Here is a 24851-nt window from a genome sequence, read left to right as displayed (position 1 = left end):
GTGAGGTAAAAATGATAGAGCTTAGGCATTTACGTACATTGGTCGCCCTGAAAGAGAGCGGCAGTCTCGCGGGCGCAGCCAAGAAGCGCTTTGTCACCCAGTCGGCCTTATCCCACCAGATCAAGGAACTGGAGACCCGCATCAACTCGGCGATTTTCGTGCGTAAGAGTAAACCCCTCTCCTTTACCCAAGAGGGCGCGCGGCTGCTCAATCTGGCCGAAGAGATCTTGCCTAAGGTGATAGAAACCGAAATCGATCTGAAGAATGGCCTGGGAAGCGAGGCAAGAGATCTCTTTGTGGGTATCGAATGCCACAGCTGTTTTCGTTGGCTGATGCCGGTGATCGAGCAGTTTAATGCCAGCTTTCCTCACACCAACTTGGAGCTGTCGAGCCGCCACCTGTTCGACTCGCTGACCGCGCTCAAGCAGGGACAGCTGGATGTGGTGCTCACCTCAGACCCTATTCCCGACCATGATATTGCCTATCAGCACCTGTTCGATTTCGAGGTCAAACTCCTGGTCGCCGCGGATCATCCGCTGGCCGAGCTCCCCTATATCACGGCGGCGCAGCTTAGGGATCAGACCCTGCTCACCTACCCAGTGCCACTAGACAGGCTGGATATCTATCGCCACTTCATGGAGCCTGCAGGCGTGCCAGTTGCTAAACAGATCCGCTGCGATCTCACCGCCATGTTGCTGCAACGCATCGCCTGCAAAGATGGGGTTGCCGCCCTGCCCAACTGGTCGATCAACGAGGCCCATGGTCTGTCGCTCAAGGCGGTAAAATTGGGTTCAGAAGGGCTCAGACGCCCACTGTTTGGCGCCTATCGCAGCAACGGCAGCAGCGCACGCCTCGCACAGCAGTGGCTCAATCTGGTGACCTCTGAGGGGCTGGAGCGCCAGGGGCACTAAAGGCGCAATTTCAGAGCAGCTAAAAAAGGACACAAAAAAACCTGCACTCGGCAGGTTTTCTTTTATCAGGTCGAAGGCCCTAGGGTCTGTTGGCCTTTTGAGAACAAACTTTGTTCTAATTGAGCACGTTCAAATCGCGGCTCGAGGCTTGAGATATAGTTATTCTATACAAAAGCCGAGTAACAAAGAGTTGAACGTGCTCAAGACGAACCCAGCGGGCGGCGTCTGTATCATTTTTCGACTACCTTATCGCTCATTGATGTAGCTCACTAGATTACAATCACTCAGCCTTGTATAAAATCAATACAGAATGCTGCAAAAACGAACGTAAAAGGTCAACAGGCCCTAGAGCGGGTTGAGCAGCTGATTGCGCATGGATAGCACTCTGCGCAGCACCAGACCCGGAGAGTCAGGATTGCGAGTCTGACGTAGGTTATGGGCGATCATAAACTCTTCTCTGAGTTCCTCGTCCAGGCCTAATGACTCGAACGCCTCAAGGGTCAGCGTCTGCTTCTGATTATCGATCAGCGACTTGATGATAGAGAGCGGGAACGACTGCTCCGACTCGGCATTCAGGTAGGCAAAGGCCGTCAGGGCGATGATCTCGCCAAATACGCTAAACAGCGCCAGGGTCTGCACCTCATCGGGATTGATGTTCACCCCTTCCATATGATGCAGGCTATCCACGGCGTCGGTAGCGATGCTCTCGGTCAGTGCCCAGTAGCCGTATACCAGCTTCTTGTAGGGCTGTGGCAACTCGTCGAGACGCTCCTTGAGGTAGAAGGTGAAGGCATAACGGTAGATATTGACCTGGCCCAGGCGCACCAGAGCATCTTTCAATGAACGGTTCTTCGATGACACGCTGGCATTAGCCGCCGAGTTGCTGCGCCATAGCAGATGCGCCGCCAACGCGGGATCGGAAGAGACTATATCGATCACATTGCGGATATCGCCATCGGCAATAATGGCTTTCTTCAGCGGGATCAGAATCCCCCGTCGTCCGATAACCTGTTCTTCATTGGCAATAATTGCGCGTACTTGAGTGAATACCTGATGCTCAAGATCTGTCATGAGAAGTTATTAACCTGATTTATTATTGGCACGGCGCCATTTGTTATCCGAGAATTTACCCATAAAACGACTGTCTGGGTCAAGTCGATTTGGGGTAAAAACGGACATTAACCTAAATAAATTCATCTTGCCACTCACGCCTGAGCTTTCAGCCTACTATGGACGAAAGATAAACGACAAAATTCCGCCACTTAACCAAAGGGTGACGCCAGATGTTCCGCTACTGCCAGGGCCATTTTAGCTATAGCGAACCTGCCTGTTGCAGACGCTGGTATAGGTGCTCGGCGAGACGACGATAGCCTTCATCGTTGAGGTGAATCGCATCAGATTTTACTTCTGATAATTTTAGCAGTTCTGTCAGAAAATCCTCAATAAATAGCGGCTGATATTGCGCGGCCAGCTGTCCATACAGGGGCGCCGTTTCCAGCCAGATGCTCTTCTGAGGTACGCCAATCAACACCACTGGAATATCGCGCCGCTGGGCCTGTGCCAGCATAGCAGAGAGGTTGGCCTCGACCTGCGCCGCGTTGCCATTACGCAGAAAATCATTACCCCCCTCAAGCAAGATAATGAGATCCGGCGGCGTCTCATCCAGCACTCGGGCGAAGCGCTCGCGGCCCTGGGAGGTGGTCTCTCCCGAGATGCCGGCGTTGATCACCTCGCGTCCGCTCATAGCTTGCAGCTGCGCAGGATAATCCATGCCGGGGCTGGCTCCCACGCCTTTAGTCAGGCTATCGCCAAAGGCAAGGATCCTGGCACTCCCCGGCAAGGGAGCAAGAGAGGGCCCGCCGCTTGGCCAGAAGCTGATGGCCAAGAGTAAGATAACGGGCACAAGCAACCACTTTAGTTTCATCCTTTGTCCTCACTAAACATATCAAGGGAAGGTGCGAATAAGTCCCGTGCTTGCTCTGCGTGTGCTTAAAGTGGATAGATGCAAGACACAGTTTGCAGCGAATGGCCCTAGTCCTTCGCAAGAACTGTAACGCAGCAAATACCGCTGTAAGACTCGCCCTGCGGGGCTTTGATAGCAACACCATTTCGGCGTTATTCAACTTCAGCAGGCCTCGGCATGCCCTCTGTTGAATGCCTTGAACTGTCGCTGCTATCAAAGCCAGAGCTGTGCAACGACTTGTTCGCACCTTCCCAAGCCCTATGATGTACAGCAGGCAATAAAAAAGCCAGTCAGATCTGACTGGCTCTTAAGGCTAAAGCCGCGTTAGAAGCGGTAGCTGGCGGTCAGGCGCAGCGCTCGGCCCGTACCAGGATAATAACCGCTACCCCAGGTGCTGAAATACCCTGAGCTGACATATTCCTTGTCCAGCAGGTTATCGACCCGCAGGCTGGCCAGCCAGGCATCGCGGGAATAGTTGATGGCGATATTTGCCAGGGTATAGGCATCGAGCTTATCGCCCAGGTTGGCATTGTCGCCCTCCATGTAACGCTCACCCGTGTAGACCGCCTCGGCGAAGAGCTGCAGATGTTCATAAACATCGTAGCTGACATAGCCACGGCCGCTGTTCTTGGCCACCCAGGAGAGCGCCTTACCTTCGTTTAGTCCTTCGGTAAACTCGGCGTCTATATAGTTATATTCAAGCCCAAGCATTAGATCCTGAGTCGCCTGCCAGTCCCAGTCTGCGCTTACCCCATAACGGCGTGAGGCATCGGCGTTAACGTTGGCGCCGGGGAAGTCACCACCGGCAGGCGTCTCGGCGCTCGGGTCGAAGACGATCTCATCTTCGAGATCCAGACGATAGGCACTCAGGCGCAGGGTATTACGCTCGAGCAGCAGATCCCAGCCCGCCTCGTAGGAGCGACCTGTCTGCGGCTTGAGTCCTTGAATGCTAGCCGGGGTATAGGCCTGCTCATCCACCTTGGCGAAACGGAAGTTATCGTCGGCGCGCAGGTAGAATCTATGCTGCTGGTTCGGGCGATAGTTGATGCCAAGCTCGAAGGCATGGGCGTCCTGATCCAGATCGATCCCATTTGGATAGGCTTTACCGTCCACCAGCTCATCGGTCACCTCGGCATAACGACCGCCCACCACGTAGCTGAAACTCTCGGTGAGAGGCACTGTCGCCTGCAGATAGGCGCTAGCCAACTTCTGCACATTGCTGCGATTGCTAAATGTCGCCTCGCCGCGGCTTACATCCAGACCGGTCACCAGCTTAAGCTCGCCGTTATCCGTCTTGATGTTAGCCACAGCCTTGGGCTTAAACTCGAGCAGAGAGCGGGTATCGCGGCGGCTTGTATTCCAGGTGCTGAGCCCGGTTGTCAGGGTGTCGCTGTAGTTAAGGTCGGCGCCCAGCGACCAGGCCTCATTCAGCTGTCGCTGATAACCGGTGCGGGCCGCCGTGGTCATCTCATGCAGGTAGGCATCGATAAAGAGGTCGCCTCGCTGTAGATCACCCATTTGTCTTGGGTTTTCCTTGATCTGATCATCATTCAGCGCAGCAGCCAGTTCGCGGTGGTTGTCATAGTGACTCGCCTCGGCGAAGAACTGCTGCACCTCATCGTCATATTGCAGGCGTCCCAGCACTGAGCTGGTCTCGCTGGCATTGTGATCGCGATAGTTGTCGCTCTTGAGATGGTTGGCCGCGCCATAGAGGCGCCAGTTGTCGTTGATGGCGACCGACCCCTCGGCCTTGGCCTCAAAGGTGTCGAAGCTGCCGCCAGAGAGCTGCAGGCTGCCGCCGTTATCTTTCGGCGCCTTGGTGATAATGTTGATCACCCCGCCAACTGCCTGGTCTCCATAGAGCACACCGGCGCTGCCTGAGAGGATCTCGACTCGCTCCACCTGATTGAGCCCGATGGCGCCGATGCTTGGCGCGGCGATATCGATGTTATTGAGGCGACGACCATCGATCAGGATCAAGGTGTTGTTGACCGCCTGACTGGCGCTGAAACCTCGCATGGCAAATACGGCGCCCGAGTTTGAATCTGACACCTGAATGCCGCTCTGTCCGCGCAGCAAGTCGGTGAGGTTGGTGGCACCGCTGAGCTCGATGGCGGCAGCGTCGATCACGTTGACGTTAGCCGCGATATTGATAGGGGTGTTTTCGCTGCGGCCGATAACCGTGATGGTTTCATCCACAGGCCCTGGGGTGCCCGAACTTTCCGCTAAAGCAGGAAAACTTCCGGCCAGACAGGCGCCAAGCAGTAGCGCAATTTTACTAGGTTGTGTACCCATTTTCCTTTAACTCCTAAAAGGGAAACAGGGCAAGGCGTCACGACTGGGCGCAGTCCATCAAACCGCCAGGGTCGCATTTCGAGATCTGCCCGCCGAAATCTCAAAATCACCTTAAGGGCCGGTCTCCGGACTGAGGCTAAGTCTAAACAAAGGGTTTAAACGACGAGCTTAGATTTTTTTAACGCCATGATGTTAAAGGCATGGCGCACCCAGCTCTCACCTATCACCGTTGCGGGGGCAGTGCCAGATTCTCACTGGCTTCCCGATTATCCCTTGTGCCATTTTGGCCAGGGCACCACATAAGGTTGACTAAATTTGGTAACGCTCTGCCCTCGGCCCCGCGGCTTATGTGCGGCGTTGAGGAGAGGCTCTCTCCCGGCTCCAGTGACAGAACGCGGGCATTATAGACGTCTACACGTATAAATGTCTAATACTCCCATGATGGCCCGAGTCGGCATCTTCACCCAAGGGCTGCATTACTCCCTAAAAACAACAAAGGAGGCCTAAGCCTCCTTCATCGCAGATAGGGGAAAGTTACGCCTCGGCTAATGCCTTAGGGTTTTCACCATATTCATTGCCTTCAACGCTGTCTTGTACATAGAAGACGATCAGCACGATAGCGCCGATAAGCGGGATCAGGCCGATCAACTGCCACCAGCCCGAACGGCCGGTGTCGTGTAGGCGTCTGGCCGAGATAGCGAGAGTTGGGATAAGCAGTGCCAGCGAGAAGATACCGCTCAGCATATACAGGCCGGTCACCACATCTATGGTTGCCGCCACGGCATAGAAGATGATGTAGAACAGGGTAAACATCCAAAATTCTTTGCGACGAGCACGACCGGTGAAATCAGCAAACTTCTTCAACGCACCAATAAAATATTCCATATAGTTCCCTTTGTTTACGTAAATTGACTGAAAAACTCCAATAAAGAGGGGGCCATTCCTAAGCCCCCTATTGGATAAGTGTCATAATATATCAATAGTTTAAAAAATATAATTGAATTTTAATGACAATCTTTTTTCATTCACAGGCGCGACTTCACCACCTTGCCACCTTTCATCACGAATCCCACATCCAGCAGGGCCGAGATATCCTCCAGCGGGTTGCCCTGGGTCGCGATAATATCGGCCTGCTTGCCGACACTCAGGGTGCCCAGGCTATCTGACATATCCACTAGCTCGGCGCCGTTGATGGTGGCCGAGATCAGCACATCTTTATTGCTCATGCCCGCCTGATTCATCAACACCGCCTCGCGCGCATTGGTGCCGTGGGCCGAGACGCCGCTGTCGGTACCATAGGCAATCTTGACCCCGGCCTTATAGGCGCGGGTAAAGTTAGCCGTCATATCGGCGCCCACTCGCACCGCCTTCTGCTTGATGGCCGGCGACATGAAGTCAGACTCCTTGGCCATATGCACCACGGTATCGCCCGCCAACAGGGTGGGCACCAGGAAGGCGCCATTCTTCTTGAGTAGCTTGATGCTCTCCTTATCGGCGTAGCTGCCGTGCTCTATGCTATCGACCCCGGCGCGCAGGGCGGCGTTGATCCCCTCTGTCGCATGGGCATGGCTGGCCACCTTACGCCCAAGGGCATGGGCCGTCGCCACAATTTCTTTGATCTCATCGTCGTTCATCTGCTGGCCCGTGCCTGTGTCGGTATCCGACAAGACGCCGCCGGTAGAGGTGATCTTGATGACATCGGCGCCAAACTTGATGGCGCGGCGGGTGGCGCGGCGACAGTCATAGGGGCCGTCGCAGATGGTCTTAGTGGTGAACTTATCCAGCAGATCTGGGCTCATGCCGTCCACATCGCCATGACCGCCGGTCACCGACACCCCGCCCGAGGCGATGATCCGCGGCCCGTCTATCCACCCCTTAGCAATCGCATCACGCAGGGCATACATCTGCTCCGGCTTGGCGCCGAGGTCCCTAACCGTGATGAAGCCCGCCATCAGGGTCTTGTTGGCAAAGTAGGCGCTCTGCATCGCCACATCGGCATCTGACATCCTAAGTCTTTGGCTATCATTCTTGGGCCCCAGCTCGCCTTGCAGATGCACATGCATATCCATCAGACCCGGCATCACAAAGCCCTGCTTGAGATCCACATACTTAGCGCCGGGCGCGACGGTCTCGACCCTCAGATAACCGGGGGCAACCTGGCTAATCTTACCATCGGTGATCACCAGGGTCTGTTCGCTGAGCGGCTTGGCGGCCGGGTCGGCCAGCAGGGTGCCGGCATGGATCACTGTCACATCTTTGGCAAACAGGGATGGCGACAAGAGAGCAGCCGTCAGCGCGACGAGGGGGAGCAGAGTATTATTTTTCATTATGGCCCGTTAATCATGTGTGAAGGAGTGAGAACTCACCGCGCCTTGCCGAGAAAGCTCCCGGTAAGGACAAGGGCGAGCGCCTAAAACTTCACTAACATGACAACAAATTGGCCTAAAAACAACCACAAAAGCGGCCATTGTTAGCCCTGGCTAAAGCAGCGTCGCAAGCAAGGGCCAAGCAGGCGTTATCGCAGGCCCGACATATCGGCGATACGCTCGATGGGCGGCGCTATCTTAAGGGAGGAGAGGGATAGCAAGGCCTCGCCCCGCGCCGATTGATGCAGCAGAAACAGATCTTCCTTGCCGGCAATCACAGTATAGTGACCTATCTCGCCGACCGGCTTATCTATGCCCTGCTCGCCTCTGTGGGTCTGCGGCATCTTATCGCAAGTCAACATGGCGCTATAGCTCGCCTTACCGCCAAGCTCGCTGGCGCCCAGTTTCTGGTATTGCATCTCACCTTCGCAGGTATGGCGATACTGCTCGGCAAAACCGTCGAGAAAGGCCTCGGGGTCGATACGCTCCGCCATCCCCTTAAACCCCTGCACACAGTAGAGCGACGACCAATGGGCCAGCAGCTGCTGGGCGGGCACAAACTCGGCCGAAAACATATCGCCGCGCTGCTCACTGTAGGCCAGGCGCCAGTTGGCGGGGAAATGCAGGCCAAGATTCTGCCTGAAGATCGTCAATTGACTGGGCTGAACATGGGCCTGCGATGACATCTGTGCCAGCTCGGTGGCGGTCGCGACCAAGGGCTGTGCGAACAGGGGCAGTGCGAGCAGGCCAAGCGTCAGCCTTTTGGCCAACGCCTGAGTGAATACCTGTGGTGAAAAATCCATTTTATCTACCTCTTCCTCAATGCTGCGACACCCAGATAGCAAACAAAGATAGCCAACAAACCGATAACAATCTGCGGCCATTTGCAGTGTGAATCACTAAACACCAGTGATTTCCAGCAGATATTACTACAAAGTTACCCAGAGGGAGCGGATGATTTTCAAAAATTAAGACTGAAAAATTCCTTGACGCTTTGGATTACTTTTTTAATCTTAATTAAAATTTACAAAGCCAATAGCAAAGGCTCTCTTAACTTCTTCCCAATTGATGTTCGACCGTCTTCCTTAAATTGACCCTCTTGATTGGATAGGGTAAAACAATCACTTATATAACAACTATATGAATTCCCTTAGCCCCAAAGGTCATCGATGAGTTCAACCACCAATGCCCCCCGCACCCTCAAAGTCCCTCTCGTCAATGTGTATGCCAAAGGTGGCTACAGTGCCCAGTTAAGAATTGGCGCCGAGAAGCACCCGCTCAACCTGATCTTAGATACCGGCAGCAGCACGCTGGTCGTGTCCGGCAGCGACTATGTCGAGGAGCGCGACACTGCCCTCACTCCCACCAGCTTCGCCCAGGAAGTGCTCTACGGAATAGGTGGCTGGGACGGCCCAGTGGTCTACACCCGGGTGGGGATTCGTGAGGATGCGATAGATTTCGATCTCCATGACGACCATATTCCCCACGCCCATCATCCAATTGTGCTTGAGCAGTGTCCTGTGGCCGTGGTGTCATCTCTTGCCCAGGAGACCAGCTTTGCCGATGCCGACGGCATCTTAGGTCTGGCCTACGACGCCCTTAACAAGGTCTATGATCTCAAGAACTATTTTCATCACTACGGCATAGCCCCGGCACTTACCTTCCCCTGGCCCTTCGATGAGGAGATCCACCTGTGCAGCCAGCACTATCGCCCGATTCTCACGGAGACCATATTCACCGAGGACAAGCAGGACTTCTCCATGGGTCCGGGCGCGCTCACCGCGCAAGACTCCCAGTGGCATCAGGCGACCGAGACGAGCTTCAACAGCGAAGATCTGCGCCAGTTTAAGCGCTTTCTGCGCACCCAGCCCACAGATGATCTGCCTCCCTATTTCAGCAATTTGACCAGCCACGGCCTGACCCCTAACAAGTTTGCCTTCTTCGCCCGCCGCTCCAGCATACATGTGGCCAGCAAAGAGGTGCTCGCCCCCAACGGCGCCAACGAGTTCGCCTTCCTCGGCCAGGATCCCCTCAACCAGGGCTGGTTGATCTTAGGTGGCGGCGAGGAACATACCGAGCTGTACCAGGGCGAGTTTAAGACCATAGAGGTGATCGAAAACCGATATTACAACGTCAATCTGGTGGGACTTAGGGTCGGCGATGGCGAGATGATCCCCAGCCTGCTGACGCAATCTGTAGAGGATGCAGAGCAGCAAGCATTAGCGGAGCACGAGTCAGCAGAGCAAGCGCCAAAAGCAGGCGACGCCCAGCCAGATAACGCACCATCAAACACTAGTGCACTCTGCCCAGACGGCCAGCACCTACATACCCATGGAGTGCATATCTGCGATACCCTTAGGGGACAGAGCAACGCCATCATAGACACGGGCGCCTCGGCAATCGTACTCACCCGTCACCTGTTTGGCGCGCTGACTCAGGCCCTGGAAGCGATAGACCCCAAGTTCACCCAGCAGATAGCTCCCTTTAGTGAAATCGCCTTTCAGCAGACAGGTATCGACATGGCAGAGCTACAGCTGGAGCGCTGGCCGGATCTCACCTTCTATTTTGTCGGCCCGCGAAACGAGCATGACGCAGCGCCGAGCTGCGACGATCCCGACTGTCCACCGGGATGCGAGCCCATCGCCATCCGCGTCACGCCGCAGCACTACTGGCAGATCAACACGCCGACTCAGGGCAAGGCCTGCTTCAAGCTGTTGTCGCAGCTGCCCAACTGGCCGGATCAATCCATCTTGGGTCTGCCGCTGATGAGTGCCTACTATGTGGTGTTCGACCGCTCGGTGGACGACAAGGGGGTGATCCGCTTCGCCAAGCAGAGACCGCTGCAGATATCCGAGGCGCAGCATGCCAGATAATGAACCCTTCTCATCAAAGCAACTCCCCTCAAGGGAGCAGCCTTCCTCCGCGCTGCCCTCGCGGCTAACCCACTACCTGGCAGACCATGGTTTTGCTAGCGAGCGCCTGACCATGCGCCCGATAAATGAGACAGACAAGGCGCTGTATCGCCGCCTCTATTGCGACGAGAGGGTGATGCGCCATATCGGCGCGCCGCTCACCCAGGCCCAGGCCGACAGGGCGTTTCAAACAGCCTTGAGCCAGATGCACCGGGCACTCTCTGGCGCTGCACCTGCTTGCCAATATATGAACTGGGCGATAGTGGAGCAACGAAGCCAGCACGCTATCGGCATACAGGGGCTCACTTGGCAGGGCAAGGATCGCACCCAGGCCGAGATAGGCATAATGCTGATGCCCCAAGCCAACGGTAAACTCTACCCGGAGGAAGCCATGGGGGCACTAATGGAGTATGCCTATCTTAAGCTAGGCGTGACGCGTATCCTGGCAAACTTTGCCGCCAAGAACCTCGCCACCGAACGCTTCGTCAAGAAGCTGGGATTTGTGTTCGACGCAGATGCTTTGCCCCTGGCATCCACAGAGGCAAAAGAGGCTCACCAGATGAAATCCTGCTTCGCCGATTCACACCACTATAAAAGGTCGAAATAAGTATTCAATTCAAGGCAATTAGCGGTTTTAAAACAGAGAAATTGCTGTTAGCTTTAACCCTTAATTAACATGCATAACATCAGGACCCAAATTCATGGCGGGAAGCCTGGCTTGTGTCGGCATAGGGATGACCTTAGGCGCCCATATCTGCCCGCTGGCACGCAGCTATATTGAACAAGCCGACGTCGTTTTCTCGGGCGTTTCAAACGGCATAGTAGAACTCTGGCTACAGGAGATGCACCCAGACGTACGCTCGCTACAGGTCTACTACGGCGAGGGTAAGTCACGCCATATCACCTACCGAGAGATGGTCGACGCCATTCTGGCAGAAGTCAGACAAGGCAAGAAAGTTGTCGGCGCCTTCTACGGTCACCCCGGCGTATTCGCCCAGGCGCCCCATAGATCCATAGAGGCGGCGCACGCCGAAGGGTTCGAGGCAGTCATGGTGCCCGGCATCTCCGCCGAAGATTGCCTCATCGCCGACCTCGGCATAGACCCAGGCCAATTTGGCTGCCAGCAGTTTGAAGCCAGCCAGTTTATGTTTTACCAGCGGCGCTTCGACCCCTCCTGTTACCTGATCCTCTGGCAGATAGGCCTGGCAGGCGACAAAAGCATGGCCAGATTCGCCACCGGCAAGGCCCATCGTCAGGTGCTGATTGAATTGCTGGCAGAGACTTACCCCTTAGATCATCAGGTGATCCTCTACGAAGCCGCCGTGCTCCCCATAGATAAGGTGCGCAAACACACTCTGCCGCTACGGGACCTGGCCGATGCCGAGATCTTCATGCATACCACCCTGGTGATCCCGCCCAGCGAAAAGATGCGGCCAAACCCTACAATCTTGGAGAAGCTGGCTAAACTTGAAACGGCACACCGAGTCGATGACACCCTAATACCCGAAAACTAATCAATAACAAACTAACCACCAACAACAATTAAGGAAGAACAATGTCGAACATTATTCAACTACTGGAACGCATGGGTCAGGATGCGGCGCTACAAAACCAAGACGCTAAAGCACAAGAAATTTTAGCTGCCGATGTCGCGGCTGAAATTAAAAACTCGCTACTGGTCAACGACACAGAAGCGCTGCATGAACAGCTGGATATCTGTCCTGACGTCGTCGCCTTCCTACTGCCGGCAGAAGATGAGCAGAAAGAAGATGAAAATAATGAAAACGAAGAACAGGAACAGGCCAGCGCAGTTAACCAATAATCTTATTCAGACTATTTAGATGAAAGTCAGATATTTATTATTATTGTTAATATTCTTCTTCAGCCAGTCTATGGCTGAAGAAGTCGATATTGACGCGACCTTAACTCAGGCGGATCAACTTAAGAGCAGCAATCCAAAAGCCTTCTCTGAGCTGCTAAATACCCTAGAAAAGGAATCACTCAATCCACAACAGAGATATTTTTTAGACTACCTGCGCGGATATGAGCTGACCTACCAAGGCAAGCAAGCGCAGAGCATCGACGTATTCAACAAGATCCTTAACTCGAACGCCAACGAAACACTAAAATTCCGGGCCAATCAAACCTTAATCAACATCTATGCAATCTCCCAGGATTGGTCCAAAGGCCTGACGCATCTCTCCAAAAACTTTCAATTTATCGAGCAGATAAAGGACCCCGAAACGGTTCAGAGCGGACTGGCCATCGCCGCCATTTTTTACAACCAGATTGAGCAGTATGAGTTAGGCCTAAGCTACGCCGAAAAACTAAGAAGCAGCAAACCATCGAAAAGAAACACCTGCCTAGCCAATGGCTTAGCCATAGAGGCGCAGCTTGGCCTCAATCAACTCGAGGTCGACTCCCCCAGCCTGCAGGCCGCGGTCGACAGCTGTGACGAAGAGGTGATAATGGAGAGCTTTATCCACTCTTTTATCGCCACTAAATACCTGCGAGACGGAAATACGGCAGAGGTCTATGGCCAACTCAAGCCATCACTGGAAACCATAGAGAAAACCCGTTACCCAAGGCTTATCGCCGAGGTCTACGCCACCCTCGCCAGCGCCTATCTGCAGGATCACAAGATAGGTGAGGCTCGCTTATTGGCAGAGAAAATTGTCAATTTGGCAAAGGGCTTAGGCAATACTCAGGCGGTCGTTACCGCCTACAAGGTGCTCTATCAGATCGCCGAGCTCAGCGGCAATTACAAGGCGGCGCTGGATTATCACGTCAAGTACGCCCAGGCCGACAAAGCATATCTGGACGATATCAAGACCAAGCATCTGGCCTTCCAGCTCGCCGAGCATCAGGCGGCGGAGCAGAAGAGTCGTATCAAACTGCTGGACAGACAGAACAACCTGCTGCTGACCGAGCAGCAACTGGCGAAGACCCAGGCGGAAAACAACCGGCTGTTTATCTCGCTGCTGATCGCCATCATCACCCTGCTGGGCTTCTGGGCCTATAAGTCCTGGACCATTCAAAAGCGCCTCAAACAGCTGGCGGAATACGATGCCCTGACCCATGTGTTTAACCGCGGCCACTTCACCCAGGTAGCCCAGAGCGCGCTCACCTACTGCGAGAGCAGCGAGGTAGACCTCAGCTACATCCTGTTCGATCTGGACAACTTTAAGCAGATCAACGACAAGTATGGCCACGCCATTGGCGACTGGGTGCTGAAAAAAGTTGCCAAGGCCTGTCAGGCTCAGGGACGCAAGAACGATATCTTCGCCCGCATCGGCGGCGAGGAGTTCTGTATCGCCCTGCCCGGCTGCGATCTACAGACGGCGGTTAAGCTGGCCGAGGCCTGCCGTAAGGCGATTGCCGGGATTGATTGTAGCGCCACCGGCCATGAGTTTGAGGTCACCGCCAGCTTTGGGATCACTGATACTCAGATGTCGGGCTATAAGCTGGAGCGGCTGATCAACGACGCCGACAGTGCCATGTATCAATCGAAGGAAACCGGGCGGGATCGCATCTGTATCTTCGACCCCGAGGCCAAGCGCACTATCCCTCAGGCGTCCCATTCTCTGCTCTCCCTCTAGCGAGAGAGGCTAGCATCAAGCGTTCGGGCCAGCCTTGGCATGAGGCTGGCCACCACTATCTGCCCAGATATTAATTGTGCTGCTGCGCAACAGATTGAGATGAAAGCCTTTTGCCAAGCCGCGGCCCCTTTTATAATCAGGCAGTCGGAAACTCAGCATACGTAAAAAGGGAATGACTCTCGTGCTAAAGAAACTGCTCGCCATGACCAGCTCAACCCAGATGCTCGTTGCCATGTTTGTCGGTTTTGCGGTGGGGCTCTTTTTCGGAGAGTCCGTCGGCTGGATGAGCAGCATAGGCACCAGCGTGATCCTCTTGATGCAGATGACGGTATTGCCCTATATTCTGGTCTCCTTGGTGGGGGGCATAGGTAAACTCAAGCGCGCCACCGCCAGCCTGATCTTCAGCCGCGCCGGCGTCATCATGCTACTACTCTGGGCTGTTGGCCTGCTACTGGTCGCCCTGATGCCACTCTCCTTTCCCTTTGTCGAGACCGCCTCCTTTTTCAGTACCAGCTCCATCGAGCCCGCCGCGGCCATCGACTACTTTAAGCTCTATATTCCCTCCAACCCCTTCCAGTCGATGGCTGAGGGTTATGTGCCCGCCATGGTGATCTTCGCCATCGCCATGGGGCTGGCACTGATTGGCATGGAGGGCGATAACAAGCAGCTGATCATTAACTTCATGCACACCTGCAGCGAGATCTTCTCCAAGATCACCCAGGCGCTGGTGAAAGTACTGCCTATAGGGATCTTCGCCATGTCGGCCTCGGCCGCTGGCACCATGGGGGTGGATGAGTTTGCCAGCATGCAGGTCTATCTCATCAGCTACTTCGTCCTCTGCCTGCTGCTCACCTTCTGGGTACTGCCCTGGATAGTCGCCTCCCTGACGCCGGTCACCTTCGCCCAGGCGCTAAGGATCAGCAAGTCCAGCCTGGTTACCGCCTTTGCCACTGGCAACATCTTCATCGTCATCCCGGTGATCGTCGAGGAGTGTAAGCAGATCATGCGCGAGCATCAGAGCCTGAGCGACGATGCCGAAACCTTGGTGGAGATCTTGGTGCCCATCGCCTTCACCTTCCCCAACATAGGCAAGCTGACGGTGATCCTCTTCGTGCTCTTCGCCGGTTGGTTTAACGGCACCCCGATAGAGCTCAGCGCCCTGCCATCGCTCTCCATCAGCGGCGTCTTGTCGCTGTTTGGCAGCGTCTATGTGGCGATCCCCTTCATGCTGGACCTGGTGCATCTGCCAAAGGATCTGTTCCAGCTGTTTGTGATGTCAGGCTTCATCACGGGCAAGTTTAACTCCATCACCGCCGTGATGAACCTGTTTGCCCTGACACTGTTGACGGTGGCGCTATTTGAGAAGCGTCTAAGACTCAGGCCGCCGCAACTGCTCAAGATGGCCATAGGCGTGGGGGCCAGCGTGGTGCTCACCCTCATCGTCTGCCGCGTCGGCATGGGGCTGTTTATTCATAGCCCAGAGGTAACCAGCGGCATTATCGCCAACATGCAGGTGGCCGACAAGGTGCCGACCAAGGTAAGCAAGCAATATCCGGTGTTGGGTCAGAGCGCCAGTCGCCCTATCGCCGATGTCAACGCCATCCGCGCACGCGGCCTGCTGAGGGTCGGTTATATCCCCAGCAATGTGCCCTTTAGCTACTACAACAACGCCGGACAACTGGTGGGCTTCGACAGCGCCATGGCCAATCGTCTGGCGGACGATCTTGGGGTCAAGGTCGAGTTCATCCCCTTCGAGAAGGACAAGCTGGCCGCCTCCCTCGACGCGGGCTTCTTCGATATCGCCATGTCGGGCCTGGCGATGGATATCGAGCAGATGGATAAGCTGAGCTATGTGGAGCCAGTGCTGCTACTCAACCTCGCCATCGCTACCAAAGACCATAAGGTCAACAGCTTCAAGCGCAACCAGTCGATAAAGGCGATGCAAGATACCACCATAGCCTACGTGGAGCACAGCGACATCATAGAAGATGCCAAGGCCTTCTACCCCAACCTTAAGTTCGTCAAGATTAAGGGCTACAAGGACTTCTTCCGTCAGAAGGGCGACAAGTATGATGCCGTGGTGATCAGCGCCGAGGCGGGCTCCGCCTGGACCCTCTTCTTCCCCGGCTATGGCATAGCGCCGCTGGAGTACAAGGCGAAGTACCCTATCGCCTACGCGGTCGCCCAGGACAACCAGTCGCTGCTCAACTATGTCAACAACTGGCAGAAGCTGCGCAAGGTGGATGGCCACCAAGAGCGGCTCTACAACTACTGGATGCTAGGCCAAGGCGCCAGCGAGCCTAAACCCAGGTGGTCCATCATACGCGACGTGCTGCACTGGGTAGATTAAGGCTATCCCTCGCGCCCCAAGGCATCACCCAAGGGGCCGAAATAGGCCAGTAGCTGTCGATAGATGCTCTCTCTATGGTCTAGGCTAGGGTATCCACCTGCCTTGGCCAGCGGCGAGTCCAGGGTCTCGTTGACCAGGTAGGGATTGCGGATCTCGGGATGGGACTCGATACAGGCCTCGAAGGCCCTAGCCATCATCTCTGTGGGTTTGGAAAAGTATTGCCTCCCCTGCTGCCTGTCGAGCGCAACGGCGCGGCGCACATACTCGTGGCTGTCCTGGCCATCGCCGCTCAGCAAGACGCAGGCAAATAGCTGCATCAGGCGATCGTTAAGGGGATGAACAACTGGCGTGTGTTCGGCCAGCCAGCAGTGACTGGCAAAGGCGATGCCCGTCGATGGGATCTCGAAGGCCTTGGTGGCGATATAGTGATCGAAGGCGTGCCAGAACTCGTGTGCCAGGGCGCCGGCACCGGCATTTTTTGCCAGGGCTAATTCTCTCTGAGCAGGCATATAGTGGGCCTGCACGCCCATCTGCCCACCTGTCCCGAAGGCCAGGTTCAGCGTCTGTCTCAGCCCCATGGCCTTGGGCGGCAGCTTTAACATGAAGGCGAGATCGGCAAAGGCGTCGAAGATAAGGTTGGCCGCCTTATGCTTCTCTTCCTCCTCCACCCAGCTGCCCAGGCGAATATGATTGAGGCCAAACACCTCCTTGATGTCGTGAAAGCTCGCCTGCTCGCCGCAGCGATAGTCTGGCCCCTCACGTCGATACTGGTTTCGTTTTAGCACTCGCCTGCCCATAAAATTGCCCGCAGCCATCATACCCTATTTTCTATCTGCAGATGATCTCGGCGATAAAGGAGGTGTGGCACACTTTCAAGTGCTGGTTATGGCCCTCGATAATCGCGCCAGCAGCGACGAAGATAGTCGCAACATCGGCACACAAAAAAGCCGCCCTAGGGCGGCTCTTGGCATTTCTGCTGATACGAAGCAGATCAGACTTAAACCATTAGGCTAGGCTATCTTCAGCGCCGCCTTGTCGCTGATCAGTTGCATGTCGAAGTCGAACTCATCGACACGAATGGCGCGCTCACGCTTGAGGTTATAGTCCAGCAGCTGCTTGTGCTCGCCCTCTGTGATGATCTTGGCTTCGCGGGCGCGGTCCAGCGTCTGGGCGAATCTCACCCCAGACTTGAAGTACCCCTGCTTCAGCCCCTTCTTCACCTTGGCCAGCAGCGGCAGACAGGCGATCTTCGCCAGATAAGCCTGCTGGTTGATGTCGTTGCCATCCCCCGGTACCGGCTTCACCAGATGGGTCAGCTGACGCTTGATCTGGGTGTTGAGCTGCGCCTCATGGGCCAGTTCGCGGATCAGGTCGTCGTTGATCTTCTTCATCTTAGGCGAGTAGGTCACAGTGATCAGCTTCATCAGCTGACGTGTCGCTGCAGATGGGAAGTTATCCAGGAAGCTCAACAGGGCATTTTCGGCGTTAACCAGTGCCCAACGGGTGGCGTACTCGAAGTAAGGCTTGGCCTGGGCACGATGCTCGCTGCTCACCTTCTGCTCGTAGTAGCGAATCGAGGCCATGGCCGCGTACAGGTAGCTCATCACATCCCCCAGACGCGCCGACAGCATCTCGGCCTGCTTGAGCTTGCCGCCAAGCACCAAGAGAGAAAAATCGGCATACACGGCCAGTTTCGACGCCAGCTTGTGCACTGCCTTCTCATATTCCACCACCTCGCTCAGCTCTGACTTGGCATCGGCGGTAAAAGGCAGCAGACCCAGGCGGAAGGCGCGCAGGCTGTTGCCCACGCTGTAACCCACAGTCTGCTTAAAGATACGGTTAAAGGTCTTGTCGGCATCTTTGTCATCGCTGTGAATCGCCTCAACCATGCTTTGCAGATGAGGGTGACAGCGCATCACGCCCTGACCAAAGATCATCAGGTTTCGGGTCAGAATGTTCGCCCCTTCCACCGTGATGGCGATAGGCTGCGCCACATAGCCAGAGGCCAGGGTATTCTGCGGACCACGCTGAATCGCCTTACCGGCCTGAATATCCATGGCCGAGTTCAGCACGTCGCGGCCAATCTCCGTCATATGGTACTTGGCCATCGCCGTTACGACTGAGGGCTTGAGCCCAAGGCCCAGGCCTTCGGTGGTCAGTACGCGCATCGCCTCTTGCAGATAGGTCTTACCGGCGATATCCGCCAGCTTCTCCTGGATCCCCTCAAACTTGCCGATGGCCAGGCCAAACTGCTCACGCACCGCGGCATACTCAGCCGACGACTTGAATGACGCCTGGCTTACCGAGACCCCAAGAGCCGGCAGCGAGATGCCGCGGCCAGCGCCGAGACAGGCCACCAGCATCTGCCAGCCACGGCCGATATTTTGCTGACCGCCTATGATGAAGTCCATTGGGATAAATACATTCTCACCACGTGTGGTGCCGTTATAGAAGCGACAACCCATAGGATCGTGGCGGTTGCCCAGCTCGACACCCGGATGCGACTTAGGGATCAGCGCACAGGTGATCCCCAGCTGCTCCTTGTCGCCCAGCAGGCCTTGTGGATCTTCCACCTTGAAGGCCAGGCCCAACACGGTAGCGATAGGCGCTAACGTGATGTAGCGTTTGTCCCAGGTCACAGACAGGCCGAGCACCTGCTCGCCCTGGTAGTCGCCCATGGTCACTGTGCCGATATCGGGAATACCACCGGCGTCCGAGCCCGCCTCTGGGCTGGTTAGTGCGAAACAGGGGATCTCCTGGCCATTGGCCAGACGCGGCAGCCAGAAATCTTGCTGGGCCTGAGTACCGTAATGCATCAGCAGCTCGCCAGGACCTAAAGAGTTAGGCACCATGACGGTCACCGCCACCGCCGAACTCTTGGCGGCAATGGTGGCCACAATCGTCGAATTGGCATAAGGGCTGAATTCCAGGCCGCCGAAGGCCTTAGGAATGATCAGCGAGAAGAACTTATGCTCTTTTAGGAAATTAAGTATGTTATCTGGCAGATGCAGGCTGTTTTGAATGGCAAAGTCGTCCACCATCTCGATAAGTGTCTGCACTGGGCCGTCGAGGAAGGCCTGCTCCTCATCGGACAGGGTCGCCCCCGGAACCTGACGCAAGGCATCGAAATCTGGGATCCCCTGATAGATAGATCCCTCTAGCCATACATCACCGGCGTCGAGCGCCTCTTGTTCAGTGGTAGAAATACTCGGCAGTACTTTTTTAAATTTTGTTCTAATACTCATCTTTCAGACTCATCCGACCAGAAAACCTAGTGTGCATTACGTCACAAAAAATGGATTAGATCAAATATTCTAACCTCAAAAAAATGCTTTATTTTACAGTTACAAACACAACTAAAAATTAAGCTCATTCTTTTCAAAAGGTTACAAGTGTACGCTCAAATAAAAAATTTAAACAACTGTTTCATATAATTGTTTGAATCAGGCCTTTTTTGACCTAGATCAGAGACATTTTTCATTAATGAGTGAGCGAAATCACCCTGTTTCAAAAATGAAAAAATAAGCATATATATTTACTAAATTAGCACTACTTATTATGTGGATATAAGCTTAAATTATCATCACAAATAACCCTGCGATATGGGCCAAATACCCAGCTTATGCCACCTGTAGCGGCACAATAAGCCAGCGCATTCGCCCACATGCAGCCATCAAAATAAGAGAGTGCTTCATGAAGATAGCCCTATTTATTCCCTGTCTGGTGAACCAGATGATGCCCCATGTCGGCATCGCCACCGTCGAACTCCTCGAAAAACTCGGCCATCAGGTCATACTGCCCAAGGGCCAGACCTGCTGTGGCCAGCCCATGACTAACTCGGGCTGTTTTGATGAAGCCAAGAAAACCACCCTTAAGCTGCTGAACGCCTTCAAGGGCGTCGAGTGTGACGCCATCGTCTGCCCGGCCGCCTCTTGCCTGGTTGCCGCCAAGGAGAACTTCCATGAGTTTGACGACAGCCCGGAAGCCCAGGCGGTGATCGACAAGCTCTATGAGCTAACCGAATTCCTCCACGATGTGGCACCGATTCCTGCTTTCAACAAGGCGTTTAACTTCAAGATCAGCCTGCAGCTAAGCTGTCATGGCATCCGCATGTTGGACCTGGCGACGCCGAGCGAGCAGATGGGCCCGCGCACCAATAAGGTCGAGGCCGTACTGAGCCGTATCCCAGGTATCGAAATCGTCTACCCTGATCGCCGCGACGAATGCTGCGGCTTCGGTGGTACCTTCGCCGTCGACGAGGGCGCCGTTTCGGCCAAGATGGGTAAAGACAAGGCACAGGCCCACGCCGCCACGGGTGCCACCTATGCGGTAGGTTTCGATCCCTCATGCCTGCTGCACCTGGATGGCATGATCCGCCGTCAGCTATTGCCGATCGCGACCCGTCATATTGCCGAAGTCATCAACGCAGCCCTGTAAGGAGTAGCTCATGTCTAGTCAAACCACAGCCATCAATTCAGGCGTGCATGCGAAGAAGGCCGACATCTTCTGTCAAGATGAGGCTCGCGTCGATTGGCACTCTAAGGCCCTATGGATGCTACGCGAGAAGCGCGATCGCGCCGCCGCCAGCCTGCCAGAATGGGAGCAGCTGCGTCAGCTCGGCTCCGAAATGAAGCTCCACACCCTGACCCATCTGGGCGAATACTTGGAGACCTTCGAGAAGAACTGCCAGGCCAACGGTATCGTCGTGCACTGGGCCAAAGATGGCGCCGAGCACAACCAGATAGTCCATAGCATTCTGGCCAAGCATCAGGTGAAAAAGCTGGTTAAGTCCAAGTCTATGCTCACCGAAGAGTGTCACCTCAACCCTTACCTCGAGAGCAAGGGCATAGGGGTGATCGACACCGACCTGGGTGAGCGCATCATCCAGCTGGCCAAGCAACCACCATCACATATCGTAGTACCGGCTATCCACCTAAAAAAAGAGGAAGTGGGCGACCTCTTCCATGACAAATTAGGTACAAAAGCAGGCGCTTCTGATCCTCTCTATCTCACCCGCGCCGCCCGTGCTCACCTGCGTGAGCAGTTCCTGTCGGCCGATGCGGCCATGACAGGGGTGAACATGGCGATCGCCGACAAAGGCGCCGTGGTGGTCTGCACCAACGAAGGTAACGCCGACATGGGCGCCAACCTGCCTAAACTGCAGCTGCACTCCATGGGCATAGATAAGATAGTGCCGGATCTCGACAGCGCCGCCGTGCTACTGCGTACCCTGGCACGTAACGCTACAGGCCAGCCTGTCACGACCTACAGCAGCTTTTACCGCGGTCCACAGACTGGCGGCGAAATGCATGTGATCATCGTCGACAATGGCCGCACCGACATGCTGCAAGACAAGATCCTGGCGGAATCGCTCAAGTGTATCCGCTGCGGTGGCTGCCTGAACACTTGTCCTGTTTATCGTCGCTCAGGTGGTTTCAGCTACAACTACACCATTCCAGGCCCTATCGGTATCGCCGTGGGTGCCCAGGCGGACGATACCCACTCTATCCCTTGGGCCTGTACCCTATGCGGCAGCTGTAGTTATGTCTGCCCGACCAAGGTGCCGCTGGATAAGATCATCCATCACCACCGTCGCCTCAAGGCCAAGGCGGGCAAACTGCCGTACGGTAAGCGCAACTATATGCCGTTGGTCGGTAACTTCATGGCCAGCGAAACCATGCTCAACTGCTCTATGAGTGTCGCCCGCACCGCGCTGCGTATCCTGCCGGGCTCGCTGCTCAAGCCATTCTCTGGCGCCTGGGGCAAATACAGAGAGCTGCCGGTCGCACCTAAGTCCAGCTTCGAAGCTTGGTTTAACAAAAACAGAGGTCAATAAAATGTCGAGCAAGCAATCTATTCTCAATGCATTAAAAAGCGTCGCGGTTGCACCTCAGGCTATGCCGTCAATCAATGTCAGCCCACGTCTGGATGATGTGATTGGTCAGTTTGAAACTAACCTGGGCACGGTTGCCGGCACCCTGCACCGCGAGGGTGGCTTGGCCGCCCTGCAAGCCAAGGTCGACGAGCTGCTCAAAGAAGGCAAGCAGGTGATCTCTCAGGTCGAAGGTGTCACGGGCAACCGTAACGCCCCGGACACCGCCCATGAGCTAAGAGACATCGACTTTGCGGTGATCCCTGGTGACTTAGCCGTGGCTGAAAATGGTGCCATCTGGGTCAACAACCAGCATCTGGGCCACAGGGTAACTCCCTTCATCTGTGAAAACCTGTTCTTGGTAGTGAGCGCCGACAAGGTGGTTGCCAACATGCATCAGGCGATTAAACAGATTAGTCTGGAAAGCGGAGAGTTCGGCGTCTTTATCGCCGGCCCATCCAAGACGGCGGACATCGAGCAGGCCTTGGTCGTGGGCGCCCACGGCGCCTGCAGCCTGAATGTCTACCTGGTTTAAGCGCCTAGCTTAAAACATTCGTTTAAGCGCTTAGTTTAAACCGTAAGCTTCAACCCTATTTAGCAGCCTCAAACTGCCTGGCCACCACGATCACTGTGGTGGCTTTTTTTTCGCCTGAATTTCTTAAATATTAGTTGTCTTAATTTGTCGCCAAACGTCAGAGACGATGCAGACGAAATCTTGATAGGCGGCTATCAGTAAGTTTGCTTGGGCTGGCGTCAGTGCCAACGACAAGGGGCTAGCGAAACTGACGCTAAGCAAAGGTGTTAGCAGCGCGGCGCTAATGGAACAGACAGCTGGCTCTGTCCTGCATAAACTCGATAAACAGCTTCACCTTGAGGGGCTGATGGGTGCGCTGATGGTACAGCAGGGAGATGCGTCGCTGCTCGCCGTGCCAGTCGGGAAGCACCCGGCGAAGCTCACCCGAGGCAAGCTCACCCTTCACGAACAGCTCTGGGCCGTAAAGAATACCGCCATCGTCTACCGTGGCCCGCACCGCACCGTTGAGATCCCCAAGGGTCAACTTGGCGGGGCCTTCGTAATAGAAATCTTCGCCGCTGACATGCTTCATCGACCAGTTAAACAGGGGCCACACCTTGATCAAGGAGTGCTCCACCAGCTGATCCGGATGTTGGGGCGTGCCGGCGCAGGCAAGGTAGCCCGGCGAGGCGAACAGGCCATAATCCAAGACCCCCAGAGACTTAGAGACCCAGGAGGAGTCGGGCTGGGCGCCGCCGACGATGGCCACGTCCACCCCTTCGTCAATCAGATCGATACTGGAGTTATTCTGGGTGATATGCAGCTGAATGTCCGGATAGGCCTTGGAGAAGTCGTTTAGCACCCCGATGAAGATCATCGAGATGATCGAGACTGGCGCCGCGATGCGCAGTGTACCTTCGGCCTTCTCGACTCTGGGCTCGCTACAGCGGTCAAACTGGGCCACCACATTCTGATAGCGGCCAAAGAGCTCGCTGCCCTCCTCGGTTAACCTCAGCTTACGGGTGCTGCGCATGATCAGCTGAGTATCAAGCAGGCTTTCCAGCTTAGTCACCTTACGGCTAACGGTCGCCACAGGCATACCCAGCTCTTTGGCCACCTGAGAAAAACCGCCGGTATTCACCAGATGCACAAAAAGATGGATAAGCTCAAGTTCTGTGCCTACGCTACGCGCCATCAAAGCCTCGAAAAAAGCGATTAGAAATGGATAGGAATTATAACAAAACCGCGCACATAGCGCAGTAGAAAAGCCTTAGGCAACACTGAGCCGTATCAAGAAAAGTGCAATAAATTCTCCTCTTTTACGGTAAGTGCCCCGTGAATCTCGCCCGCAAGCTGAGTTATAATCATCGGCAATGATTAATTCCCGCCAATCGAGAGAGCATTAAGATGGCTAGAACCGCCGCCGCATTACACATTTTGGTCAAACATAAAGAACTCGCCGAAGAGATCATCGAAAAGCTTAACAAGGGCGCTAAGTTCGACCAGCTCGCCAAGAAGCACTCCACCTGCCCATCGGGTAAGAAAGGCGGCAGCCTGGGGGAATTTAAAAAAGGTCAGATGGTGCCCGCCTTCGACAAGGTCTGTTTCAGCGGCGAGTTGATCACCCCCCATCTGGTGAAGACCAAATTCGGCTGGCATGTAGTGAAGGTGTTGTATCGGACCTGATACTAAGGTTTATTCTATGTGTTCAATGGGGGTGATTGTTAACCCTCTCCGCTAACCGATTTAAACCTTGCTTCTTCGGTGTAAAACAAGCGTCCTAATGGACTTATATACCTATTTGAAATTCTTACTTTCTCTGTAACCTATCGCCTGCCCGGCGGGTGGGTGTGCAGATACGCCTGTGAGACGCCGTGAATATATCCCTATAGTCTCTACCGAAACATCCCTGTTTCGGAAGCTCACCGGCGTATCTACACTCGATATCAATCATCTCTTCGATTAGGCCATATTTGATGGTCGAATCAGGTAAATTAAAGCCAAAATCATTCTAGATATGTGAAGTTTCACTTCATCTGCGCACCTAACAGTTGTTATCTTGAAAAGCT

20 protein-coding genes and 1 riboswitch are annotated in these 24851 nt (G+C 54.8%); of the genes, 11 read left to right on the top strand and 9 right to left on the bottom strand.

The genetic code is table 11. From position 1 onward, the window contains the following. The first annotated feature begins 11 nt into the window (after positions 1–11). A complete protein-coding gene (locus K0H81_RS04640; RefSeq protein ID WP_220060075.1) occupies positions 12–911 on the top strand; it encodes a LysR family transcriptional regulator in 900 nt (299 codons plus the stop codon). Positions 912–1256: 345 nt separating this feature from the next. On the opposite strand, the gene K0H81_RS04635 is transcribed toward K0H81_RS04640, so the two are convergent. The 6 genes from K0H81_RS04635 to K0H81_RS04610 all read right to left on the bottom strand — a co-directional run bounded on the left by K0H81_RS04635 (position 1257) and on the right by K0H81_RS04610 (position 8338). After that, positions 1257–1982, bottom strand: a complete 726-nt coding sequence (locus K0H81_RS04635; RefSeq protein ID WP_011866785.1) for an HDOD domain-containing protein — start codon at positions 1980–1982, stop codon at positions 1257–1259. A 241-nt stretch (positions 1983–2223) separates the two neighbouring features. After that, on the bottom strand, positions 2224–2835 hold the full coding sequence (locus K0H81_RS04630; protein WP_220060074.1) for an arylesterase: 612 nt from the start codon (positions 2833–2835) through the stop codon (positions 2224–2226). A 363-nt stretch (positions 2836–3198) separates the two neighbouring features. Next, positions 3199–5169 (bottom strand): TonB-dependent receptor, encoded by a 1971-nt coding sequence (locus K0H81_RS04625; RefSeq protein WP_220060073.1) that lies wholly within the window; start codon positions 5167–5169, stop codon positions 3199–3201. Between the two features lie 99 nt (positions 5170–5268). Continuing rightward, positions 5269–5485, bottom strand: a riboswitch (cobalamin riboswitch). Between the two features lie 218 nt (positions 5486–5703). Then, entirely contained in the window at positions 5704–6054 is a 351-nt protein-coding gene (locus K0H81_RS04620) for a DUF805 domain-containing protein (protein ID WP_011866788.1), read from the bottom strand. Positions 6055–6194: 140 nt separating this feature from the next. After that, positions 6195–7496 carry a metal-dependent hydrolase family protein gene (locus K0H81_RS04615; protein ID WP_220060072.1) on the bottom strand — a complete coding sequence of 434 codons (1302 nt, stop codon included), beginning with the start codon at positions 7494–7496 and terminating at the stop codon, positions 6195–6197. 188 nt (positions 7497–7684) lie between these two features. Further along, positions 7685–8338, bottom strand: coding sequence for a hypothetical protein (locus K0H81_RS04610; RefSeq protein WP_220060071.1), 654 nt, complete (start codon positions 8336–8338; stop codon positions 7685–7687). 366 nt (positions 8339–8704) lie between these two features. On the opposite strand from K0H81_RS04610, the gene K0H81_RS04605 reads away from it, so the two are divergent. The 6 genes from K0H81_RS04605 (at position 8705) to K0H81_RS04580 (ending at position 16396) form a co-directional block, all read left to right on the top strand. Beyond that, positions 8705–10408 (top strand): pepsin-like aspartyl protease, encoded by a 1704-nt coding sequence (locus K0H81_RS04605; RefSeq protein WP_220060070.1) that lies wholly within the window; start codon positions 8705–8707, stop codon positions 10406–10408. Continuing rightward, positions 10398–11054, top strand: a complete 657-nt coding sequence (locus K0H81_RS04600; RefSeq protein ID WP_220060069.1) for a GNAT family N-acetyltransferase — start codon at positions 10398–10400, stop codon at positions 11052–11054. Before K0H81_RS04605 ends, K0H81_RS04600 begins: the two co-directional genes overlap by 11 nt. A gap of 94 nt (positions 11055–11148) precedes the next feature. After that, positions 11149–11961, top strand: a complete 813-nt coding sequence (locus K0H81_RS04595; protein WP_220060068.1) for an SAM-dependent methyltransferase — start codon at positions 11149–11151, stop codon at positions 11959–11961. A gap of 41 nt (positions 11962–12002) precedes the next feature. Further along, entirely contained in the window at positions 12003–12269 is a 267-nt protein-coding gene (locus K0H81_RS04590; RefSeq protein ID WP_220060067.1) for a hypothetical protein, read from the top strand. A 70-nt stretch (positions 12270–12339) separates the two neighbouring features. Beyond that, complete coding sequence (locus tag K0H81_RS04585) at positions 12340–14046, top strand: GGDEF domain-containing protein (RefSeq protein WP_258406386.1); 1707 nt, start codon at positions 12340–12342, stop codon at positions 14044–14046. Positions 14047–14218: 172 nt separating this feature from the next. Beyond that, positions 14219–16396 carry a cation:dicarboxylate symporter family transporter gene (locus K0H81_RS04580; protein WP_220060065.1) on the top strand — a complete coding sequence of 726 codons (2178 nt, stop codon included), beginning with the start codon at positions 14219–14221 and terminating at the stop codon, positions 16394–16396. Between the two features lie 2 nt (positions 16397–16398). On the opposite strand, the gene K0H81_RS04575 is transcribed toward K0H81_RS04580, so the two are convergent. Both K0H81_RS04575 and K0H81_RS04570 read right to left on the bottom strand, forming a co-directional pair. Beyond that, positions 16399–17181: a CLCA_X family protein gene (locus tag K0H81_RS04575; protein ID WP_220060064.1), complete on the bottom strand. Its 783-nt coding sequence runs from the start codon at positions 17179–17181 to the stop codon at positions 16399–16401. Between the two features lie 225 nt (positions 17182–17406). Continuing rightward, positions 17407–19641 carry an acyl-CoA dehydrogenase gene (locus K0H81_RS04570; RefSeq protein WP_220060063.1) on the bottom strand — a complete coding sequence of 745 codons (2235 nt, stop codon included), beginning with the start codon at positions 19639–19641 and terminating at the stop codon, positions 17407–17409. 448 nt (positions 19642–20089) lie between these two features. On the opposite strand from K0H81_RS04570, the gene K0H81_RS04565 reads away from it, so the two are divergent. The 3 genes from K0H81_RS04565 to K0H81_RS04555 are packed head-to-tail and all read left to right on the top strand — an operon-like array spanning position 20090 to position 22803. Further along, complete coding sequence (locus tag K0H81_RS04565; RefSeq protein WP_011866801.1) at positions 20090–20833, top strand: (Fe-S)-binding protein; 744 nt, start codon at positions 20090–20092, stop codon at positions 20831–20833. Between the two features lie 10 nt (positions 20834–20843). Further along, entirely contained in the window at positions 20844–22232 is a 1389-nt protein-coding gene (locus K0H81_RS04560) for a lactate utilization protein B (RefSeq protein ID WP_220060062.1), read from the top strand. Position 22233: 1 nt separating this feature from the next. Further along, the gene (locus tag K0H81_RS04555) at positions 22234–22803 is read left to right on the top strand and encodes a LutC/YkgG family protein (protein WP_220060061.1); all 570 of its coding nucleotides are present in this window, start codon (positions 22234–22236) and stop codon (positions 22801–22803) included. Between the two features lie 280 nt (positions 22804–23083). Here the strand turns inward: K0H81_RS04555 and K0H81_RS04550 are convergent, their stop codons facing one another. Next, positions 23084–23977 (bottom strand): LysR family transcriptional regulator, encoded by an 894-nt coding sequence (locus tag K0H81_RS04550; RefSeq protein WP_011866804.1) that lies wholly within the window; start codon positions 23975–23977, stop codon positions 23084–23086. A gap of 212 nt (positions 23978–24189) precedes the next feature. Between K0H81_RS04550 and ppiC the strand changes: the two genes are divergently transcribed. After that, positions 24190–24468: a peptidylprolyl isomerase PpiC gene (ppiC, locus tag K0H81_RS04545; RefSeq protein ID WP_011866805.1), complete on the top strand. Its 279-nt coding sequence runs from the start codon at positions 24190–24192 to the stop codon at positions 24466–24468. Positions 24469–24851: the final 383 nt, after the last annotated feature.

The organism is Shewanella halotolerans (assembly GCF_019457535.1).
In the GTDB taxonomy this organism is placed as follows: Bacteria; Pseudomonadota; Gammaproteobacteria; order Enterobacterales; family Shewanellaceae; genus Shewanella; species Shewanella halotolerans.
This window is presented reverse-complemented; position numbering and strand designations above follow the sequence as displayed.

What these genes read in the sequence shown, in the direction of transcription:
- K0H81_RS04640 (WP_220060075.1), top strand. Translation starts at nt 12, where the DNA reads ATGATAGAGCTTAGGCATTTACGTACATTGGTCGCCCTGAAAGAGAGC.
- K0H81_RS04635 (WP_011866785.1), bottom strand. Translation starts at nt 1,982, where the DNA reads ATGACAGATCTTGAGCATCAGGTATTCACTCAAGTACGCGCAATTATT.
- K0H81_RS04630 (WP_220060074.1), bottom strand. Translation starts at nt 2,835, where the DNA reads ATGAAACTAAAGTGGTTGCTTGTGCCCGTTATCTTACTCTTGGCCATC.
- K0H81_RS04625 (WP_220060073.1), bottom strand. Translation starts at nt 5,169, where the DNA reads ATGGGTACACAACCTAGTAAAATTGCGCTACTGCTTGGCGCCTGTCTG.
- K0H81_RS04620 (WP_011866788.1), bottom strand. Translation starts at nt 6,054, where the DNA reads ATGGAATATTTTATTGGTGCGTTGAAGAAGTTTGCTGATTTCACCGGT.
- K0H81_RS04615 (WP_220060072.1), bottom strand. Translation starts at nt 7,496, where the DNA reads ATGAAAAATAATACTCTGCTCCCCCTCGTCGCGCTGACGGCTGCTCTC.
- K0H81_RS04610 (WP_220060071.1), bottom strand. Translation starts at nt 8,338, where the DNA reads ATGGATTTTTCACCACAGGTATTCACTCAGGCGTTGGCCAAAAGGCTG.
- K0H81_RS04605 (WP_220060070.1), top strand. Translation starts at nt 8,705, where the DNA reads ATGAGTTCAACCACCAATGCCCCCCGCACCCTCAAAGTCCCTCTCGTC.
- K0H81_RS04600 (WP_220060069.1), top strand. Translation starts at nt 10,398, where the DNA reads ATGCCAGATAATGAACCCTTCTCATCAAAGCAACTCCCCTCAAGGGAG.
- K0H81_RS04595 (WP_220060068.1), top strand. Translation starts at nt 11,149, where the DNA reads ATGGCGGGAAGCCTGGCTTGTGTCGGCATAGGGATGACCTTAGGCGCC.
- K0H81_RS04590 (WP_220060067.1), top strand. Translation starts at nt 12,003, where the DNA reads ATGTCGAACATTATTCAACTACTGGAACGCATGGGTCAGGATGCGGCG.
- K0H81_RS04585 (WP_258406386.1), top strand. Translation starts at nt 12,340, where the DNA reads ATGGCTGAAGAAGTCGATATTGACGCGACCTTAACTCAGGCGGATCAA.
- K0H81_RS04580 (WP_220060065.1), top strand. Translation starts at nt 14,219, where the DNA reads ATGACTCTCGTGCTAAAGAAACTGCTCGCCATGACCAGCTCAACCCAG.
- K0H81_RS04570 (WP_220060063.1), bottom strand. Translation starts at nt 19,641, where the DNA reads ATGAGTATTAGAACAAAATTTAAAAAAGTACTGCCGAGTATTTCTACC.
- K0H81_RS04565 (WP_011866801.1), top strand. Translation starts at nt 20,090, where the DNA reads ATGAAGATAGCCCTATTTATTCCCTGTCTGGTGAACCAGATGATGCCC.
- K0H81_RS04560 (WP_220060062.1), top strand. Translation starts at nt 20,844, where the DNA reads ATGTCTAGTCAAACCACAGCCATCAATTCAGGCGTGCATGCGAAGAAG.
- K0H81_RS04555 (WP_220060061.1), top strand. Translation starts at nt 22,234, where the DNA reads ATGTCGAGCAAGCAATCTATTCTCAATGCATTAAAAAGCGTCGCGGTT.
- K0H81_RS04550 (WP_011866804.1), bottom strand. Translation starts at nt 23,977, where the DNA reads ATGGCGCGTAGCGTAGGCACAGAACTTGAGCTTATCCATCTTTTTGTG.
- ppiC (WP_011866805.1), top strand. Translation starts at nt 24,190, where the DNA reads ATGGCTAGAACCGCCGCCGCATTACACATTTTGGTCAAACATAAAGAA.